Source organism: Acinetobacter sp. YH12211, assembly GCF_013418015.1.
GTDB lineage: Bacteria > Pseudomonadota > Gammaproteobacteria > Pseudomonadales > Moraxellaceae > Acinetobacter > Acinetobacter towneri.
On record NZ_VPCW01000029.1, the window covers coordinates 12,149 to 30,266 of the forward strand.

Here is an 18,118-nt window from a genome sequence, read left to right on the forward strand (position 1 = left end):
GATTGTTTAGCCAACTTTATCAACAAATCAAGTATTTATTTTTGCAAGAGTTTTTTTAAAAATATAACCTTTTTAAAAATAGTAGTGACAAACCTTCCACTCTTGTGACAGACCTTCCACTTTACGGTGACAGACCTTCCACCTTTGAGTGACAGACCTTCCACCTTTGAGTGACAGACCTTCCACCTTTGAGTGACAAACCTTCCACTTTACGGTGACAAGCCCTCCACTTTTAAACTTATAAGCATTTGTTTTATATAATAAAAAAACAGTCTTAATTATTAATTAGCTAAATAAATAATTATACTAATTATTAATTAAGCTAGCTTATTTAAAAATTAGTTTTTTAAGTTGTTTTACACCTAAACAAATAAGATTTATAAATTTAAAAACTATAGTATGATGAGTGAAAGTTATTTATATTGTTAAACATTCAAATACGGAAGCATCTGACACGTATGTCTGCAAAAATTATTACGGTTGCTAACCACAAAGGTGGATGTGGCAAAACAACGACCGTTGTACATCTAGCCTCTGAACTTGCAAATCTTGGCAACAAAGTTTTAGTCATTGATTTAGATCCTCAAGCAAACGCAAGTTTACACATTGGGATCCAACATCCAAGCGAAATTGTTGTTACTTCAGCAGAATTACTCGTTGGTGATATTTCATTATTAGCTGATGCATTACAAGAAGAAACAAACTTTGAAAAAGTATCATTAATTTATGGCTCATTAAATTTAGGAAAAACTGAAGACCAGCTTAAAGAAGAAGCTCCTCGTCCTTCAGAAGAATTAAGCATCAAGCTAGAACTGTTAAAAGATCTTTACGACTTCATATTAATTGATTGCCCACCTAGTCTTAAACTATTAACTAGTAATGCCTTAGCATCATCAACACATGTCATTATCCCTATCGAATCTGGATCACAATATGGACTGTATGGGGTAACAGATCTTTTAAACCATCTTGAAAAGATAAAACGTATTAATCCAAATTTAGAGCTTTTAGGCGCTTTACTGATTAAACATGATGAACGTCAGAATGTTTGTAAATTGATTCGGGATGAAGCTTTAAAACAGGTAGGCAAAATTTTAGAAACTACCATTCCTCAAAGTACTAAAGTTAATCAAGCAGCGATTCTGCAACAGCCACTTTTGAAAGTTGAGAAAAATTCGAAAGTACGTAAGGCTTTTGAAAGCCTTGCTTATGAAATTGTAGCGAAAGTATAAACCTGAGAGTATTATGGCGAGCACTAAAGAGCTTTTAGCTCAAAAATTGAAACAAAATACAGAAAAACATCAGCTAGCACAGAAAGACAATATTAAAGAGCTAAAAGAATTTAGACGTAATGTTCCTATTGAGGATATTAGTCGCAGTCCCAACCAACCGCGTAAAGTATTTGAAGATTCTCAATTAAAAGAACTGGCGGATTCTATTAATGAAATCGGCCTTTTGCAGCCCATTACAGTGCGCAAACTTGATAATCTGAAATATGAACTGATTGCAGGCGAGCGACGCTTACGGGCGCATCAGTTACTCGGCAAGTCAGTGATTGAAGCCATTATCATTGATGCTAATAATGAAGAAGCATCTTTGTTAACACTAGCTGAAAATTTAAAGCGTCAAGATCTGACAGATTATGAAATTTTTATTGGTTTGAACTCACTTGATGAAAAGTTGAAGAAGAACAAGCAACGTTTAGCTAATTCATTGGGTTTAAATCGCGAAGATATGTACAAATATCTATCGTATGAAAAGCTGCCTAAAGCAATGTTGAATGACCTAGATTTGGAGCCAGGTCTAGTCGGCCGTACTGCTGCAACAGCGTTCAAGAAATTTTTGTCGGATCATATAGAGCAACTTTCGGAGGCGGAAACAGCTTTACTCGGTGCTTGGGAGAAATTAAAAGAAAAAAAACTGGAGCAAAGCAAAGTTACTTCTTATGCTGAAAAACTATTGAGTCAAGATCCAGAAAAAGTAACCACGACATCAGTGGTAAGAAAAATCGAATATGATGGTAAGGTTGCTGGAAATATCAAACTGAATCAAAAACAGCTCAAGATCTCTCTTAAAATTTCAGAAATTGATGAAGCTAGTCTTTTACAACTAGAAGATTTTTTAAAACAGCTTATTCAGAAAAGTGAAAAAGTGTAGCAACTTGCTACACTTTTCAGTTTGCTCATAAAATTCTCACACTTACGTGAGAATTTTTTATAATTATCACATGCGAAAAATTATACCACCCAAACTGAAATTGATATGGTTACGCTAGAAGAGTTTATTCCTAAAAATCATCTTATACGTAAAATAGACAAAGCGATTATCTCAATTTCATTCATTAACGTGTCGTGTATCTTATTGTTCTGATAAGGAAGCGGTTGAACGAAGTTTGGTCATTTAAAATAATTATACGGTCACTGTTATGCAAGTAACGCAGCAATGTTTACTGTCAGTTACAGTACAAAACTTGAAGAAAACGCCTTGCACTTATCGAAGTTAATTTTTATTGTATTTTTTAGCCATCAATACGCTTAAAAGTAAATAACAATGAATTAGCGATGTAAGTTTGGAAAATACCCCCACTTTAACGATCGCTAAAGTGGGGTTTGTGATTAGCCTGAAAAGTGTAGCAACTTGCTACACTTTTTTAATACTTAAATTGTACGACAAGAAATGACGTATCAATACTTACACACGAGCGTATTATTGGGTACTATTGGCTTAACTAAAACTAGATAACCCATTCATTACAGGACAAATCTATGGCTCGTGCTCCAAAGCAAACCAAACAAGAACCCATTGAGGTCATTCTTTGGAAAGCTGCAGACAAACTTCGTAAGAACATTGATGCTGCTGAGTACAAGCATGTAGTCCTTGGCTTGATCTTCCTCAAGTACATCTCTGACTCATTTGAAGCTCACTACAACTTATTGGTTGAAGGTGAGGGAGAGTTTGCCGGAGCTGATCCTGAAGACCGTGATGAATACACCGCATACAACGTATTCTTCGTTCCTGAGATTGCACGTTGGTCATACCTGTTAAACCAAGCAAAGCAAGTCACCATTGGTAAGATCGTAGATGATGCAATGGAAGCCATTGAGAATGAGAACCCTCAGCTCAAAGGTGTACTACCTAAAGTCTATGCACGTCAAAATCTCGATCCTACGAGCCTAGGTGAGCTGATAGACCTCATTGGCAACATTGCCCTAGGTGATGCGAAAGATCGTTCTGCCGACGTTCTAGGACACGTATTCGAGTACTTCCTTGGTGAGTTCGCTTTAGCTGAAGGTAAGCAAGGTGGACAGTTCTATACGCCTAAGTCTATCGTGAGTTTATTGGTAGAAATGCTTGAGCCATACAAAGGACGTGTATTCGATCCTTGCTGTGGTTCAGGAGGTATGTTTGTACAGTCTGAGAAGTTCGTAGAGTCTCATCAAGGTGTAGTCGATGACATCTCGATCTATGGTCAAGAGAGTAACCAAACTACTTGGCGACTCGCTAAGATGAACTTAGCCATTCGTGGCATTAACTCAGAGCATGTGAAATGGAACTCTGAAGGTTCATTCCTGAATGATGCACACAAAGACCTTAAAGCGGATTACATCATTGCTAACCCACCATTCAACGTCTCTGATTGGAGTGGTGAACAACTCGTCGGTGATGCGCGTTGGTCTCTAGGTACACCACCTGCAGGCAATGCTAACTTCGCATGGATGCAGCATTTCTTGTATCACATGAGTCCTAAAGGTCAGGCAGGTGTTGTTCTTGCTAAAGGTGCATTAACCTCTAAAACCAGTGGTGAAGGTGAGATTCGTAAAGCCTTGGTTTCAGAAGCCAATGTCATTGACTGTATTGTGAACCTACCTGCTAAGCTGTTCCTAAACACGCAGATTCCTGCTGCTTTATGGTTTATGCGTCGTGATCGTGCAAACTCAACTAAGTACCAAGATCGTAGCAATGAGATTCTGTTCATTGATGCTCGTAACTTAGGACATCTCATTAACCGCAGAACCAAAGTCTTGTCTGATGAAGACATTAAGCTGATTACTGACACTTACCACAACTGGCGTAACAAAGGTGGTGAGTATGAAGATGTTGCAGGCTTCTGTGCATCTGTACCACTTGAGAAAGTGGATGAGCTTGACTATGTACTGACACCAGGTCGTTATGTTGGTTTAGCTGATGAGGAAGATGAGTTCGACTTTAAGGAACGCTTTACAAGCTTAAAGGCTGAGTTTGAATCACAGCTTGCTGAGGAAGCTAAGCTCAATCAAGCCATTGCTGAGAACTTGGCAAAGGTGATTATATGAGCGAGTGGCAGTTACTTAAGTTAGGCGAATTGATTACCTTAAATTATGGTAAAGCCCTTAAGGCTGAACATCGAAAACCAGGTAATGTCCCTGTTTATAGCTCAGCTGGTCTAACAGGAACTCACGATACTTTCCAGGTTAATAGCGAAGGTATTATCGTCGGTCGTAAAGGTACAGTTGGTAAGGTTTACTATTCAGCAGAGCCCTTTTGCTGTATTGATACCGCATACTACATTACGCCTCAACCTGAGAAGTACAATTTCCAATTCCTCTACTACATGCTCCAAACTTTGGGCTTGGAGGAGTTAAACGAAGATAGTGCCGTTCCAGGATTAAATAGAGAAACTGCTTACAATCAACAAGTAGCTTTACCACCTCTCCCTGAACAAAAAGCCATAGCCTCAGTTCTATCATCGTTAGATGACAAGATCGACTTACTACATCGTCAGAACAAGACTTTGGAAGCCATGGCTGAAACACTGTTTCGTCAATGGTTTATTGAGGAAGCGAAGGAGGATTGGGTTCAAGGAAAAGTAGAAGATATCTTTGTGTTACAAAGAGGCTATGACTTACCTAGCTCTAAGCGAATTAAGGGGGATTATCCTCTATATGCAGCTAGTGGGCTTAATGACAATATCAATGCCTATCAAGTGGAGTATCCGACGGTAATCACCGGACGAAGTGGTTCAATTGGGGGAGTTTACATCTCACTGGAGAAGTCATGGCCTTTGAATACAACGCTCTTTATTAAAGAGTTTAAGCTTGGTACATTGATTTTTAGCTACTTTTACTTGAAGTACTTGGATCTTGAGTCATTTAACTCAGGTTCAGCAGTACCCTCATTAAATCGTAATCATGTGCATGGATTAGAGATACAGTTACCACCTGAAAAATTGGTGAATGAGTATGAGGAAATAGCACAAGACTGGATGCTCAAAGTAAAAGCCAATAAACATCAAATCCAAACACTTGAACAACTAAGAGATACCTTACTGCCTAAGCTCATGAGCGGTGAAGTCAGAGTCCAATACCAAACAGAAGAAGTTGCATAACATTTGAGGTGAAGTCATTTGATGGCTTCACCTTTTTTACATTCAGGGGGCTGAATTGAATAAGAAGATTATAGGGGCAGTCATCGCCCTAATCGTGGTGATCTGTGGATACTTGTATGCTTCACCATACATTGCCATCAATAACATCAAGAATGCTGCACAAGCAGGTGATAGCGAGAAGGTGTCCAAGTACATTGACTATCCAAGTGTGCGTCAGAGCTTTAAAGACCAAATGAATGCCATGATGATGAAAGAGATGGCAAACCATAAAGATGATGGTTTCGCAGCACTAGGTGCCATGCTTGCATCTACCATGGTAGATAAGATGATTGATGGTTTTGTCACACCTGAAGGGATGACCATGATGATGCAAGGCAAAGACCTTAAGGATGCAGCACAGTCATCACAGGGAACTTCAACAACAGAAACCAAAGAAGAAGATCAACCCGAGTACAAAACTCGCTATACCTCATACAGTGACTTTGAAGTGGTGATCCAAGATCCGAATGACCCCAAAGCTGTCACGGTAAAAATGGTACGTGATGGTTTGAGTTGGAAAGTGAACAAGATTGTAGTTCCAATGGATTAAGTAAAAGAGAACAAAGAGGAAAAACAGAATGATAAAGCGCATGATTCAAATGGGATTTGGCTTGATTGCTGTAGTTAGCTTTGCTGCAACCGTTCAAGCAGCACCGGCTAAATTCAATCATAGCGGCATACAAAAAGGTAAAGTCATAGAAACCTGTTATCACTCTCCTTGTTCAGTCGCCAAGTTTGTCTCTTACAAACAACTGAATAAGACAGCGACTGAATCCAAGATTCAAATCACCTTGCTGGGCGGTAGTCGTGAGTGGGAAGCCAAGAAAATTGAATGGAATAGATCGCCACATAAAGTCACTGTGAATTGCTCATACCAACGACCAACAGTTCAGATTGGTTCACAAAAGACTCTGATTCCACTCAATGATGGTTTAGGTGTTCCTGGAGTACTGATGGTAGATGCTGAACTCTATCTATATGTTTGCCATAAGTTTGAGGGCTCTATTGAGAATGCTGTGCAGAAGTATGGCTATAACGTGCAGGACGATGAATAAGGTTTCTCAGCTTTACATCATATAAAAATTAATGAGTCCAGGTTATATGGATAAGTTTAGGGGGCAGTAATCAAGTGACTAAGATGACCGAATCAGATATTGAGCTGATGGCAATAGAGCAACTAGAGGGATTGGGCTACACCTATGTGTATGGCCCTGAGATTGAATCCAAGGGATCTAATCATCTACGAAGCTATAAGCAGGTCATCTTAGAATCTAAAGTGCTTAAGGCATTAAAGCATTTGAATCCACATCTCAGTGAAGACAAATGTGTTGAAGCACTAAAGCAAGTCACCAATATTCAATCCCCTGATCTACTCAGTAATAACCAAGCATTCCACCGACTGCTCACTGAGGGCATTAACATTGAGGTGAGCAAAGAGGGTAACACTCAAGGTGAGTATGCTTGGTTGATTGACTTTGAGAATCCAACCAATAACGAATTCCTTGTCGTCAATCAAGTAACCATCAAAGAAGATCGCTGGACAAGACGACCAGACATTCTCTTGTATGTGAATGGCTTACCTTTGGTAGTGATTGAACTCAAGAATGCAACAGACGAGAACGCCACAGTAGAAGGTGCATACAATCAAATACAGACCTATCAAAGCCAAATCCCTAGCTTGTTTACTTACAATGCCTTCAACGTCATCTCTGATGGTTTAGAGGCGAAAGCAGGTACTGTATCAGCAGACCTCAGTCGCTATATGGCGTGGAAGACAAGCAATGGTCAAACCAAAGCTAAGAAGACACAGGCACAGCTAGAAGTCTTGATTCATGGTTTACTGAATCCAGTCACACTACTTGACATGATTCGACACTTCATTGTCTATGAATCAACGAAGCATGAAGACAGCAATGGCTTAATCACCATTAAGACCATCAAGAAGATGGCTGCATATCATCAGTACTATGCAGTAAATGCAGCAGTCCTCTCAACCATTCGTGCGTCTGCAGTGAACTCGGACTCAAAATCTGCAGAGGTTGCTATGCAACATCAAGGCAGAAGTAAGCAGGAGCTCGTTCAACAACAAGCAGTCGGTGACAAGAAAGCCGGTGTGGTATGGCATACCCAAGGCTCAGGTAAGTCTTTGTCTATGGTTTTCTACACAGGCAAGATTGTCTTGGCTTTGGATAACCCAACGGTAGTTGTGATCACTGACCGTAATGATCTAGATGATCAGCTCTTTGGTACATTCGCTGCATCAAGCCAACTCCTTAGACAAACACCACGACAAGCAGACAGCCGAGAAGAACTCAAAGAGTTACTCAAGGTGGGTTCAGGTGGCGTGATCTTCACGACCATCCAAAAGTTCCAACCCGATGATGGCACTAGCGTCTACGAGCAACTGTCAGACCGAACCAACATTGTCGTGATTGCAGATGAAGCGCATCGTTCACAGTATGGCTTCAATGCAAAGGAAGTCGATGTCAAAGATGATGAGGGCAAGGTTGTAGGTAAACGTACTGTCTATGGTTTTGCCAAGTACATGCGTGATGCACTCCCTAATGCGACTTATCTTGGTTTCACAGGAACACCAATTGAGAAGACTGATGTCAACACACCTGCAGTCTTTGGTAACTATGTGGATATCTATGACATCTCACAAGCAGTTGAAGATGGTGCGACAGTTCGGATCTTCTATGAAAGCCGCCTAGCTAAGATTGCCATTAGTGAAGAAGGCAAAGAGCTGATTGAAGAGTTTGACGATCAGTTCACTGAAGATGAGTTAAACCAAACCCAAAAAGAACGAGCAAAGTGGGCAAGAGTCGAAGGTCTGATCGGCAGTAAAGAACGTATCAAAGCCATTGCAAAGGACATCGTAGAACACTTTGAGCAGCGTCTTAAAGCCAATGCAAACCAAGGCAAAGGCATGATCGTCAGCATGTCCCGCAGGATTGCAGTTGATCTCTACAATGAGATCGTGAAACTTAAACCAGAATGGCATAGTGATGATCTGAATGATGGTGTAATCAAAGTTGTGATGACTGCAAGTGCCTCAGATGGTGAGGTGATTGCTAAACATCATACGACTAAGCAACAACGCCAACGCTTAGCAGATCGTATGAAAGACAATGATGATAAGCTTAAACTCGTTATTGTTCGTGATATGTGGCTGACTGGTTTCGATGCACCAAGTATGCACACCCTTTACATCGACAAACCAATGAAAGGTCACAACCTCATGCAAGCGATTGCACGAGTCAACCGTGTCTATAAAGACAAGGCTGGTGGCTTGGTTGTGGACTATCTTGGTATCGCATCTGACTTGAAAGAAGCCTTATCGTTTTATTCGGAAGCAGGTGGTAAAGGTGATCCTGCATTGGTGCAGGATGAAGCTGCAACAATCTTACAAGAGAAGCTAGAAGTGCTTGATGGCATTATGCATGGTTTTAATTACCAAGAGTACTTTACTGCAGATACTTCTCGTAAGCTCAATATCATTTTGGAAGCGGAAGAGCATATCCTTGGTGTAGATCAAGGAGAAGGGAAGACACGCTTCCTGACAGCAGTCACAGCGATGTCACAGGCATTCGCATTAGCTGTACCACACCCACATGCGATGGAGGTTGCCCCATTGGTTGCTTTCTTCCAAGCAATCAAAGCACGACTTGCAAAGTTTAGTGATGGATCAGGCAAGATCTCAGGGCTGAGTAATGCTGAGCTTGAAGCCAAGGTAAAGCAAACCATTGACCAAGCCTTGGTCACAGAGCAAGTGGTAGATATCTTCGATGCTGCAGGGATTCAGAAACCAGATATCTCGATTCTCTCTGATGAGTTTATGCAAGAGATGAAAGGCTACCAACACAAAAACATTGCGCTTGAAACACTTAAGAAGTTACTAGGTGATGAGATTAAGGTACGTGAACAACGAAGCGTCACCCAAGGTAAGAAGCTCATGGATATGTTGAGTTCTGCAATTAAGGGTTATCAGAACAAGGTACTCACTGCAGCAGAAGTTATTGATGAACTGATCAAGTTAGCTAAGACAATTCAGGAGTCTGACAAACTGGCTGAAGAACTAAACCTGACTGAATACGAATATGCGTTCTACTCAGCAGTAGCAGACAACGACAGTGCTCGAGAATTGATGCAGAAAGACATATTGAGAGAGCTTGCAGTCGTACTCACTGATTCCATTCGTAAGAATGTGACTTTGGATTGGACGATCAAGGAAGCTGCGAGAGCTAAACTACGAGTGATTGTAAAGCGATTACTGAAGAAGTATGGCTATCCACCTGATATGGCTTTATTGGCAACAGAAACTGTATTGGAACAGGCTGAGCAGTTGGCTGAAGAGCTTTCCAGTTCAAAATGATAGGGTATTTGATCGCACCTTTTAGTACTCACTTGAGGATCTTGTACATATATTAAGTCCCCACTTGTTTTAAGTGGGAACCAAATTAAGGCTTATAGGATAACTTAGTGAGATGGGTTAGCTGAAATGCTTACAATTATTTCACTTCGCCATTATAAATAATAGTTGGTTTATCCTCTTTTTTGACGGTCAACTTATTGCCGTCTGCAAAAGCTTCAACTACTTCTGAACAGCCTTCTATTATTGTTTTTCCTGTTACACTTTCTGATTTTATATCATAAGAAAAAGCATATGTAGTTGCAGGACAACTAGTGCCATTTTCACCGGTTGAAACTATTAAAACGTACTTATTACCAAATTTGTAAGCTCGTTCAACATCTACATAACCTATGGCTTCAGGATCTTCAACTACTTCTTCCATAATATTATGTTGACCAGCTCTTGTTTGATAAATTAGAGCTTTTGACATTGAATCAGGGATATCCTGTAATACAAAAAGGTCATCATAGCCTACAGCACTCTCAGAAACATATAATGCTTCATAACTCATACTTGGAGCAGCTGGTACTTCTTCCTGCTTTGGTTCGATTTCTGTTGGTGCTTTAACTTGAGCAACTTGTTTTATCTCTTGTGTAGATTGTTGTTCAGCAGTTTGAGGTTTATCACATGCTGTAAGCATCAAACTTAACATGATTGTGTTTATAAGAAATAATTTATTCATTAATTGTATTAACCCTGCCAAGTTTATTAATAGATAAGTAATAAATCATTGAGATATAAAATTGAAGTAACTTCCTACACTTTTTACCAGAAAACTCGTTTTTAACCAATTTTAAAGTAACTTTTGCTTTGCGATAAATCTCATGTTTTGGATAATTTTCTTCAACTTTATATTCATTAGGTTGAGATTTAATTTTTTCAAGCTTTATGATAGATGTGTATCGGAAGGTAATTTAATATTACCTTCCAATTAGATCTTACTAGATTATTTAGGACAAGTGACTTTTTTAACTGAGGTGATTTGATCAATGGCATAGTAATTTTCATATTTTTCAAGCTTATAAGGTGTTAATATTGTTACACAATCACCTTTTTTAAGAGATCTAAGGAGTTTGTATTTAGAACTATCTAAATTAATGCTATAGATAGCTAAGTTACCTTTCGTTGTTTTTATTTGAATTGATTCCTCACCATAATTGTTTGGATTATTGTCTGTTACTTTGAAAGTTTGAGTTGCAGCAAAAGTGTTTGCTGATACTAAAAAGAGTAAAGAAAGCCCTAACTTTTTCATATAAATCCTAAGATAAATTTATTTAATTGATGATTTATACTTTTTATAATAAAAATCAATTTTTAACAATCTTTTTTTACTTTAATCATTATACTTTCGTGCATAAACAGAGAGTAGTATAAAAGAGTTCTTTCATAAGTCATTTTTTACTCAGTTCCATGTTATAGATTCCAGCAATTAAATTGAATCTTAAGCCTAATCTTTTGCCTCGATTACGATATCGTTCAGCAAGGATCCTGAAGGTTTTCAAACTCCCAAACACATGCTCAATCCCGATTCTTCTTTTATTTATTTCATGATTGTAAACTTTTAACTCGAGATCTAGTTTGCAGCATTTCTTTGCTTTTAGTGGCAACAGACTATTAGGATACACTGTATATATCCCTTGATACCCTTTATCTGCAAGAATAAAAGCACTTTTAGGAATCTGATTCAAGTTACGTTTGAAAAGCTCGAAATCAGACACTGCTCCACGACTCGTGCATAAACTCAGAACTTGCTGAGTTCTATAATGGATGATGGCTTGAACTTTAAAAGTATGTGCCTTCTTCTTACCACTATAGCTTTTCTTCTGTTTTTTTAGACTTTTGTATTGGGATTTCTGTGGCATCAACAATCACCACATTCCAGTCGATTCCTTCACCTTCAGGCAAATTCTTAGGTAAGTTAAATAGATTGGACTTGATGAGGCAATCCTCTACATGGTGGACAATTCTTGAAGCAGTAGGCTCTGACACGCCATAACTTGTTGCGACATGGAATAAAGTTCGGTATTCACGCCAATAGCTCAGACACAGAAGAACTTGGTCTTCTAGGCTTAGCTTGGGTGGTCTACCTATAGCAGGAATATGCATTTTCAGTTGTTCAACCATTAAATCAAAGGTTGACCATGAGATGCCTGTGTATCGCTTAAACTCTGTTTCAGAAATCTTCTTTGAGTCGATGTATTTCATCCCTAGATTATGCATGAATATTTAAAATTCTTAGGTACAAATAATCAGCAAGAGATTGATCGTTTTTTGATTTATGAAAGAGATCTAAAGAACTATACAAAATAACTCATCTAGTAAGACTATTTTCATTACTCAATAGCTTTAGGTGTTTAAAGAAATCCAGTTCAAAGTCATTAGTCATTTTATTGACACAGTCATTATTTTTAATAGTCCTCCATAAACGGTATGCATCTGATGCTTTAAATATGCAAATTTGTCTTGTACTTAAGATTTATAAATATTAATATTTATTTTTTAATATTAAATACTTTAATAAAATATGAAATTAAAAAATTTTTTAACTGCATTATGTATTTTATCTTCGGGTACAGGGTATGCAAACTCCTCTCAGCAGGAAAAGATAACTTTTGTTAAAAAAGTATATAAAGATCAACTAAATGAAGACCTGATGGAGATTGATATATTAAAGCTACATGCATCCAAAGAATTACGTTTATTAATTCAGAAGCGAGATGCTATTGCAGATCGTCATGAAGGAGATATGTGTGAATGGGTACGTCAAGTACTTCTTCCTGGTAATGATAGTGATGTTAAGGCTAATCAAATAAAGTACTCAGTACTGGCAAATGGGCGTGTGCGTGCACAGGCTAAAAATTTTGGAAAAAGTTTTCATGTCGATTTCGATGTAAAGTGTGATGCTCAAGGATGTAAAATTGCAGACGTCTATGATCCTGGTAGTTATAAAAAAGAACTACTATCTATTGTGAAAAAAGGAACTTGTTAATATATCGAAGCTTCCCAAAATTTTTAGTAAGAAGATTTGATAAAGTTAATTCGTGGTCTGTTGATTTTTTCAACTTAGAAAATAGCGAATAGTAAAATAGATAAACCCAATTTTACTATTCGCTATACCTCATACTGTGCTGAAAGATCAATACAAGTCTAATTTAAAATCTATTTTCATTAATTTTTATTAATATTCAGTTTTGTTGCATATCTTTCGTTGAAGCAGTGTTCTGGTTGAATATAGTTTTTAGACATAGTTTAATTTTAATTAGTTATAAACTTATTTCTAACTGATAACATACTTTTAAAACTTTGATTCTCGGAAATAAATGATGTTCAAAAAAATATTATTAATTACAAGTCTAGTTTTGCCTACCATTGTATTAGCTGAAGAAGTTAAGATTGATTCACCTGTTTTACAAAGTTTGCCATCCCAAGAGTTGGGGCAAGTTATTCTTAAATTTATACCATCTGCATCGGGTACTATCAATTGGTACACAAATGCAAATGACACAACTTTTAGATGGATTGATAGAAAATATATAGAGATTACCCTTGATGATGGGACTGTTACCTCAAGTCGAAGAGCTGTATATCGTGGAAACGTAAATGGTGTGAAAAGCACGTACTTAGATAATCATGTATATGAAATGCCCTGGCTTTTGACTTTGCAAGGTGATAGTTTAGGCAAGTTTGGTGTTGATTCAGTCTTATTCGAACCATACATAATTGGAATCCATTCACAGGATGAGACAACATGTTTTGGTTCAACACATGAAAACTGTGATTTCAAACCTTTCAACTCCTTAAAAAAAGCTGGTATCTCATCTAAGAAAATCTGCGAAAACCAAATGGGATCAGGTAATTTCGATATTGTCTATCTTTTGTCTAAGAGTGGTAAAAAGAACACCTACGGCATTTGGTCCCAATCATTGGGTTCAGGTGGTAGCTCCAATTCTTTTACTCTAGATTATTCAACATCCGATTCAGCAGTTTGCAAAAAAGTGAAATCGTAAGTTGTTTAATTATCTAAAGACTAGTTGATCTAGTCTTTAGACTTGAAATAGTTATTTTTTTCAAAAAAAATTTAATGGGTTTAAAGCCATCAAAATTTTAGACAAACATAACGATTTTGATGAGCCTTTTCATAATCTAGTCGTTAAAAACTTATGCTTTTACAATCTTTGTTTCCTGCCAAACAAATACTCGCAAATCCAGTGTTTTCAGAAGGTTGGTGCTGTTGTAAGGGTTTAAAACTTGTCTCTTTATCTGGAAAGTAATCAGTTTGATTTTTTTGACCAACAAAAGAAATCAGGTCATTTGCTAAAACTTGACCTAGTTTTTGATAGCCTTCTTGAGAGAAATGTACTCCATCTTTACGGCCTAAGCCACGGTTAATCCATGTTTTCATAGAACAACCCCCTCCCATCGCTTTTTGCCAATCCCAATATAGTGTCTGCTGTTGCTGTGCTACTTGCTGTTGTACATTTTGTACGGCAGTTAACTTTACTGGTCTGGTACCACATTGGCCTACAGTATTTTTCAAACTTTCTGGTGCCGAAATAATCATAATTGCAGTGTGGGGACTTGCAGTGCGTATTTGTTCAATCTTTGAAATCAATAGATTTCTATACTTTTCAATATCGATGTTGTCATCAAAAGCTTCATTGGTACCATAAGCCAAGATGACTAATTCAGGGGAAAGTGCCTTTAAATTGTTTTTCCATCCTTCATTCCAACGATTCCAAAAGGATAATTCTGCACCATTAATTCCTAATGCTGAAATAATTGCACCCGAACCATTTTCATTTTTCGCCCACCATCCACCAATAGCAGAATGCTCTACATTCACAGCAGTAATAGTAAAAGGTAGATCGGCCACAAACTCTACGGTTTGCCAGGTATTATTTTTTATAGGCGCCTCAAGTTGAAATTGACGACCTTGAGAATCTTTCACTAAGAACCTACCATCTGTTTCAGGCTGTCTTAAATTCACTGTAATTTTTTGAGGAAGTTCACTTCGTTTTGCTTTTATGGTTAAGCTGGCTCCATTAAATTTTGGGACAGCAATTAATCCACCTAAAGTATAATTTTGCTCTCTCTGCTGTCGACTAGAGATTGGTTGCCAACCATTGTTGTCGTATCCGTAACGATCTAAGCGCTGCCCAGAGAAATACATAGGCATTCCCCAGCCCATTCCTCCATTGCCTAACTGATCTTGCAATTTAGTTCTTAATGCACCTGTCATTAGATCTGCAGCAGTATGAGAATCACCAAATTGCACAATATGTACAGATTTATTTTTAAAAGCTGTCATTAACAGGTTGGTATTTGGTTCATTAAAATTTGTCAAATTACTAGCATGAGCCTGTGATTCAATTGTTAAAATACAGAACATACATAAATAAATTGATTTCTTAATAAACATAAACTTAACCTGTATTTTTTAAAATTTAGTGAACAACTTGTAAATGGCTTGCGATAACTTGAGCTATCAATTTCTGACCTTCTGTTGAAAAATGGATTCCATCAGCACTACGCATTTTAATAGATTTGCCATCTTTAATCAGATACTCATTGTAAATATCATTTTTTCCGCCTAGCAATGGTCTAGAATCAATCAAAAATGCTTGATGTTTTTTCACTTCATCACTAATAATTTGATTTAAATATACCATCTGCTGATTTAGTGACTCTTTTTTCATATTTGGAGGAGTCAACCACATTACACTAATTTGATTGTTTTTAGCTGTTTGAATGATTTGAGCAATACGAGAACGGTAGACCGACTCCCATTCAGGTGATTGAAACTTAAGATAAAGACCTCCTTTAGGATTGGGCATATCCCATGGATCATTCGGCCCTAAAAATACAACTAATACCTTAATCTGTTTATTTGCATCAATAGTATCTTGAATCGTCTTTGGCCAATCAAAAAAACTAGGGTAGGACAAGCCAGTACTTTGTTTACTGAGATTAATAGTCTTAATATCAAATTTTTCCTGCAAATGCTTTTGAACATGGGGTGCAACACCCTGCATTAATGAATCACCAGCAAAGAAAACCTGATCAGATCTCTTCAGGCTGAATTGATCAAGGAGGGCTTGATGTGCTCTTGCTTGTTCTTCTTTAGCTAATCTTATTTTTTCTTCTTTTTCTAATTTTAATAAATATGCACGATATTCTGGTGTATAAGCATAGTAATCATTGTATTGATTGATAATTTTTTCGTTTAATTGACCAATAGCAGCTTTTTCTAGACCATGTCTGGTATATAAAAGATTTCCTATCTGTCCACCTACTTTCCATATCTCAAATTGATCTAACTTGGCTAAAGGACTCTCCTTATGATAAGTCTGCTGAAAATAGGCATTGACGGAATTTTGCATGATCCAAATTGAAAAAAATGCAAAAGAGATCAATGTAATAAGAATAAAAGTATAACTTTGAAAGTGATCATCAGTCTTATCTAACCCTTTGTCCTCAAGTTTATATTCATAATCTATAGTTTTTGATTCATTAGAAATTTGCATAAATAAATCCAGGAATTCCAGATGGAGCACAAATGATAATAGTGATAAAAATAACAAAAATAGGAACTAGTAATACATATCGTGGTATCACTCTTTGATGCGAGGTTAAATTACTTAAAGTTCGATAAACAAATGGATACGCTATCCAAGCCAATGTCATTAAGGTTAGTAAATATAAGGGATTACTCGTCCATTCGACATTGATATAATTATTTAGTAAAGCTTTAAATACCTGTAAGCCTTCTTCGAATGTTTTTGCTCTGAAGAATACAAAACAAAAACTAACAAAAGTTATGGTGAAAAATATACTTGTTGTTTTTCCAATCCAACTCGCTTTTGCAAAAGCATCACGGGCTGATTTGATATCTACTTTGAAAATATATTGATAGATTCTATCGGATATATTAAGTAGAACTAATGCCAAACCATGCAGTAAACCCCAAATAAAGAAGTTCCATCCCGAGCCATGCCATATTCCTGATAACACCATTGCAATGACAAGATTTAATTGTGTTAGTGCAAAACCACCACGACTGCCACCAAGTGGGATATAAATATAGTCACGAATCCATGTTGATAAACTAATATGCCATTTATCCCAAAAGTCACGTATGTTATGAGCCAATAATGGTGCTCTAAAGTTTACTGGTAATCTAAAACCTAACAACAGCCCAAAAGCAATCATCATTTCACTGTAACCAGAGAAATCTAGAAATAGTTGTAAGGTGTAAGCATAAATTGCCGCTAATACTTCCAAGCTATGATATTGCATTGGATTTGCGAACACTGGGTTTACCCAATGATCAGCTAGCCACCCTGCAATCCACCATTTTTTCATTAAAGCCAAGACGAGTAACAATAAAGCTATGCTTGGAAATAAAATTTTACGTGGTTGATCCTTTGTAATTTGTTCGCCCATTCCACATGGTTGACCACTAATATCTGTCAATCCTTTAGCATTCTGTGTACGAGCAATAGGACCAGCTGTGATCGTTGCAAAAAAGGAAAAATGCATTAATAGTTGGACTAAATTTAATTTAGGACAGTCGATTTCATTTCTATAACGACTTACCAAATAGCTAATCGCTTGGAATGAGTAATAGGATATTCCTAAAGGTAAAATTAAATTTGCAGCTAAACCAGAGCTGTCTAAATTTAGTTTATCTAAAGATTCAGAAACTAAAGGTTTAAAGAAATCATAGTACTTGAAGGTACTTAACTGGATTAAAGTAATTATAATTCCTGAAATTAGTAAGATTTTCTTATGTGAAGAATACCGGTTCATCAGTAAAGATAGGCAATAAATAAATAAACTAAAAATAAATAGTATGGAGATCGCTAATTCACCAGCCATTAAATAGATTATTAAATAGCTTGTAGTAAGAAGAATTAAATTTTGAATTTGGGGCTTGCATCTAAAAGCCCAATAAACACAAAAGAATAGAATGAATGATAAAGCAAATTCTATTGATAAAAATGAAAACATAGCTTTTATGTTGGTTACAAAAAATCACTAAAATATAACACAAAATATTATTAAAATTAGTTTTTGTTGCATAAATATTAAAAAAATTCTGACCTGAGTTAAATACAACTGCACGGATCATTTCTCGTGTTTTTAGATACTCTTATTATTCTTTTCTACTTTAGGCAGCTAAAAAGGGCTCAGCAACAATTATTGTGATGTCTATAAGCACCTTAATGACACAGCATAAAATGGTGTACTTATCTTGCTAAGTTAAGTATTTTGAGAAAATTTTAAAACTTTCTTTTATT

At 37.0% G+C, this 18,118-nt stretch carries 16 protein-coding genes; 9 read left to right on the forward strand and 7 right to left on the reverse strand.

What is annotated here, in order from left to right:
• Positions 1–458: 458 nt before the first annotated feature.
• The 7 genes from FTU98_RS11570 to FTU98_RS11600 all read left to right on the forward strand — a co-directional run bounded on the left by FTU98_RS11570 (position 459) and on the right by FTU98_RS11600 (position 9,779).
• A complete protein-coding gene (locus tag FTU98_RS11570) occupies positions 459–1,232 on the forward strand; it encodes a ParA family protein (RefSeq protein ID WP_070153144.1) in 774 nt (257 codons plus the stop codon).
• 13 nt (positions 1,233–1,245) lie between these two features.
• The gene (locus tag FTU98_RS11575) at positions 1,246–2,157 is read left to right on the forward strand and encodes a ParB/RepB/Spo0J family partition protein (RefSeq protein WP_180051440.1); all 912 of its coding nucleotides are present in this window, start codon (positions 1,246–1,248) and stop codon (positions 2,155–2,157) included.
• Positions 2,158–2,765: 608 nt separating this feature from the next.
• A complete protein-coding gene (locus FTU98_RS11580; protein ID WP_180051441.1) occupies positions 2,766–4,313 on the forward strand; it encodes a class I SAM-dependent DNA methyltransferase in 1,548 nt (515 codons plus the stop codon).
• A complete protein-coding gene (locus FTU98_RS11585) occupies positions 4,310–5,365 on the forward strand; it encodes a restriction endonuclease subunit S (protein ID WP_180051442.1) in 1,056 nt (351 codons plus the stop codon). Before FTU98_RS11580 ends, FTU98_RS11585 begins: the two co-directional genes overlap by 4 nt.
• Before the next feature lie 55 nt (positions 5,366–5,420).
• Positions 5,421–5,954 (forward strand): DUF2939 domain-containing protein, encoded by a 534-nt coding sequence (locus FTU98_RS11590; protein WP_180051443.1) that lies wholly within the window; start codon positions 5,421–5,423, stop codon positions 5,952–5,954.
• A 28-nt stretch (positions 5,955–5,982) separates the two neighbouring features.
• Positions 5,983–6,459: a hypothetical protein gene (locus FTU98_RS11595; protein ID WP_180051444.1), complete on the forward strand. Its 477-nt coding sequence runs from the start codon at positions 5,983–5,985 to the stop codon at positions 6,457–6,459.
• Between the two features lie 83 nt (positions 6,460–6,542).
• On the forward strand, positions 6,543–9,779 hold the full coding sequence (locus FTU98_RS11600) for a type I restriction endonuclease subunit R (protein WP_218948285.1): 3,237 nt from the start codon (positions 6,543–6,545) through the stop codon (positions 9,777–9,779).
• 136 nt (positions 9,780–9,915) lie between these two features.
• Here FTU98_RS11600 and FTU98_RS11605 read toward each other — a convergent pair whose 3' ends face one another.
• From FTU98_RS11605 to FTU98_RS11620, 4 genes are all read right to left on the reverse strand, one after another.
• Positions 9,916–10,500: a hypothetical protein gene (locus tag FTU98_RS11605; RefSeq protein WP_180051446.1), complete on the reverse strand. Its 585-nt coding sequence runs from the start codon at positions 10,498–10,500 to the stop codon at positions 9,916–9,918.
• Between the two features lie 264 nt (positions 10,501–10,764).
• Positions 10,765–11,070, reverse strand: coding sequence for a hypothetical protein (locus FTU98_RS11610; RefSeq protein ID WP_180051447.1), 306 nt, complete (start codon positions 11,068–11,070; stop codon positions 10,765–10,767).
• A 139-nt stretch (positions 11,071–11,209) separates the two neighbouring features.
• Complete coding sequence (locus FTU98_RS11615; RefSeq protein ID WP_180051448.1) at positions 11,210–11,680, reverse strand: transposase; 471 nt, start codon at positions 11,678–11,680, stop codon at positions 11,210–11,212.
• Entirely contained in the window at positions 11,628–12,038 is a 411-nt protein-coding gene (locus FTU98_RS11620) for a transposase family protein (RefSeq protein WP_180051449.1), read from the reverse strand. The genes FTU98_RS11615 and FTU98_RS11620 overlap by 53 nt, the downstream gene beginning before the upstream one ends.
• Before the next feature lie 304 nt (positions 12,039–12,342).
• Here FTU98_RS11620 and FTU98_RS11625 point away from each other — a divergent pair, with 304 nt between their 5' ends.
• Both FTU98_RS11625 and FTU98_RS11630 read left to right on the forward strand, forming a co-directional pair.
• Positions 12,343–12,807: a hypothetical protein gene (locus FTU98_RS11625; protein WP_180051450.1), complete on the forward strand. Its 465-nt coding sequence runs from the start codon at positions 12,343–12,345 to the stop codon at positions 12,805–12,807.
• Positions 12,808–13,138: 331 nt separating this feature from the next.
• Complete coding sequence (locus FTU98_RS11630; protein ID WP_225555896.1) at positions 13,139–13,825, forward strand: hypothetical protein; 687 nt, start codon at positions 13,139–13,141, stop codon at positions 13,823–13,825.
• A 143-nt stretch (positions 13,826–13,968) separates the two neighbouring features.
• Here the strand turns inward: FTU98_RS11630 and FTU98_RS11635 are convergent, their stop codons facing one another.
• The 3 genes from FTU98_RS11635 to FTU98_RS11645 are packed head-to-tail and all read right to left on the reverse strand — an operon-like array spanning position 13,969 to position 17,696.
• Positions 13,969–15,237 carry a GDSL-type esterase/lipase family protein gene (locus tag FTU98_RS11635; RefSeq protein ID WP_180051451.1) on the reverse strand — a complete coding sequence of 423 codons (1,269 nt, stop codon included), beginning with the start codon at positions 15,235–15,237 and terminating at the stop codon, positions 13,969–13,971.
• A gap of 25 nt (positions 15,238–15,262) precedes the next feature.
• Entirely contained in the window at positions 15,263–16,342 is a 1,080-nt protein-coding gene (locus FTU98_RS11640) for a DUF459 domain-containing protein (protein WP_180051452.1), read from the reverse strand.
• The gene (locus FTU98_RS11645; protein ID WP_275975234.1) at positions 16,329–17,696 is read right to left on the reverse strand and encodes an MBOAT family protein; all 1,368 of its coding nucleotides are present in this window, start codon (positions 17,694–17,696) and stop codon (positions 16,329–16,331) included. Before FTU98_RS11645 ends, FTU98_RS11640 begins: the two co-directional genes overlap by 14 nt.
• Between the last annotated feature and the right edge of the window lie 422 nt (positions 17,697–18,118).

Coding starts and splice junctions, on each gene's coding strand:
- FTU98_RS11570 (WP_070153144.1), top strand. CDS start 459: ATGTCTGCAAAAATTATTACGGTTGCTAACCACAAAGGTGGATGTGGC.
- FTU98_RS11575 (WP_180051440.1), top strand. CDS start 1,246: ATGGCGAGCACTAAAGAGCTTTTAGCTCAAAAATTGAAACAAAATACA.
- FTU98_RS11580 (WP_180051441.1), top strand. CDS start 2,766: ATGGCTCGTGCTCCAAAGCAAACCAAACAAGAACCCATTGAGGTCATT.
- FTU98_RS11585 (WP_180051442.1), top strand. CDS start 4,310: ATGAGCGAGTGGCAGTTACTTAAGTTAGGCGAATTGATTACCTTAAAT.
- FTU98_RS11595 (WP_180051444.1), top strand. CDS start 5,983: ATGATAAAGCGCATGATTCAAATGGGATTTGGCTTGATTGCTGTAGTT.
- FTU98_RS11600 (WP_218948285.1), top strand. CDS start 6,543: ATGACCGAATCAGATATTGAGCTGATGGCAATAGAGCAACTAGAGGGA.
- FTU98_RS11605 (WP_180051446.1), bottom strand. CDS start 10,500: ATGAATAAATTATTTCTTATAAACACAATCATGTTAAGTTTGATGCTT.
- FTU98_RS11610 (WP_180051447.1), bottom strand. CDS start 11,070: ATGAAAAAGTTAGGGCTTTCTTTACTCTTTTTAGTATCAGCAAACACT.
- FTU98_RS11615 (WP_180051448.1), bottom strand. CDS start 11,680: ATGCCACAGAAATCCCAATACAAAAGTCTAAAAAAACAGAAGAAAAGC.
- FTU98_RS11620 (WP_180051449.1), bottom strand. CDS start 12,038: ATGCATAATCTAGGGATGAAATACATCGACTCAAAGAAGATTTCTGAA.
- FTU98_RS11625 (WP_180051450.1), top strand. CDS start 12,343: ATGAAATTAAAAAATTTTTTAACTGCATTATGTATTTTATCTTCGGGT.
- FTU98_RS11630 (WP_225555896.1), top strand. CDS start 13,139: ATGATGTTCAAAAAAATATTATTAATTACAAGTCTAGTTTTGCCTACC.
- FTU98_RS11635 (WP_180051451.1), bottom strand. CDS start 15,237: ATGTTTATTAAGAAATCAATTTATTTATGTATGTTCTGTATTTTAACA.
- FTU98_RS11640 (WP_180051452.1), bottom strand. CDS start 16,342: ATGCAAATTTCTAATGAATCAAAAACTATAGATTATGAATATAAACTT.
- FTU98_RS11645 (WP_275975234.1), bottom strand. CDS start 17,696: ATGGCTGGTGAATTAGCGATCTCCATACTATTTATTTTTAGTTTATTT.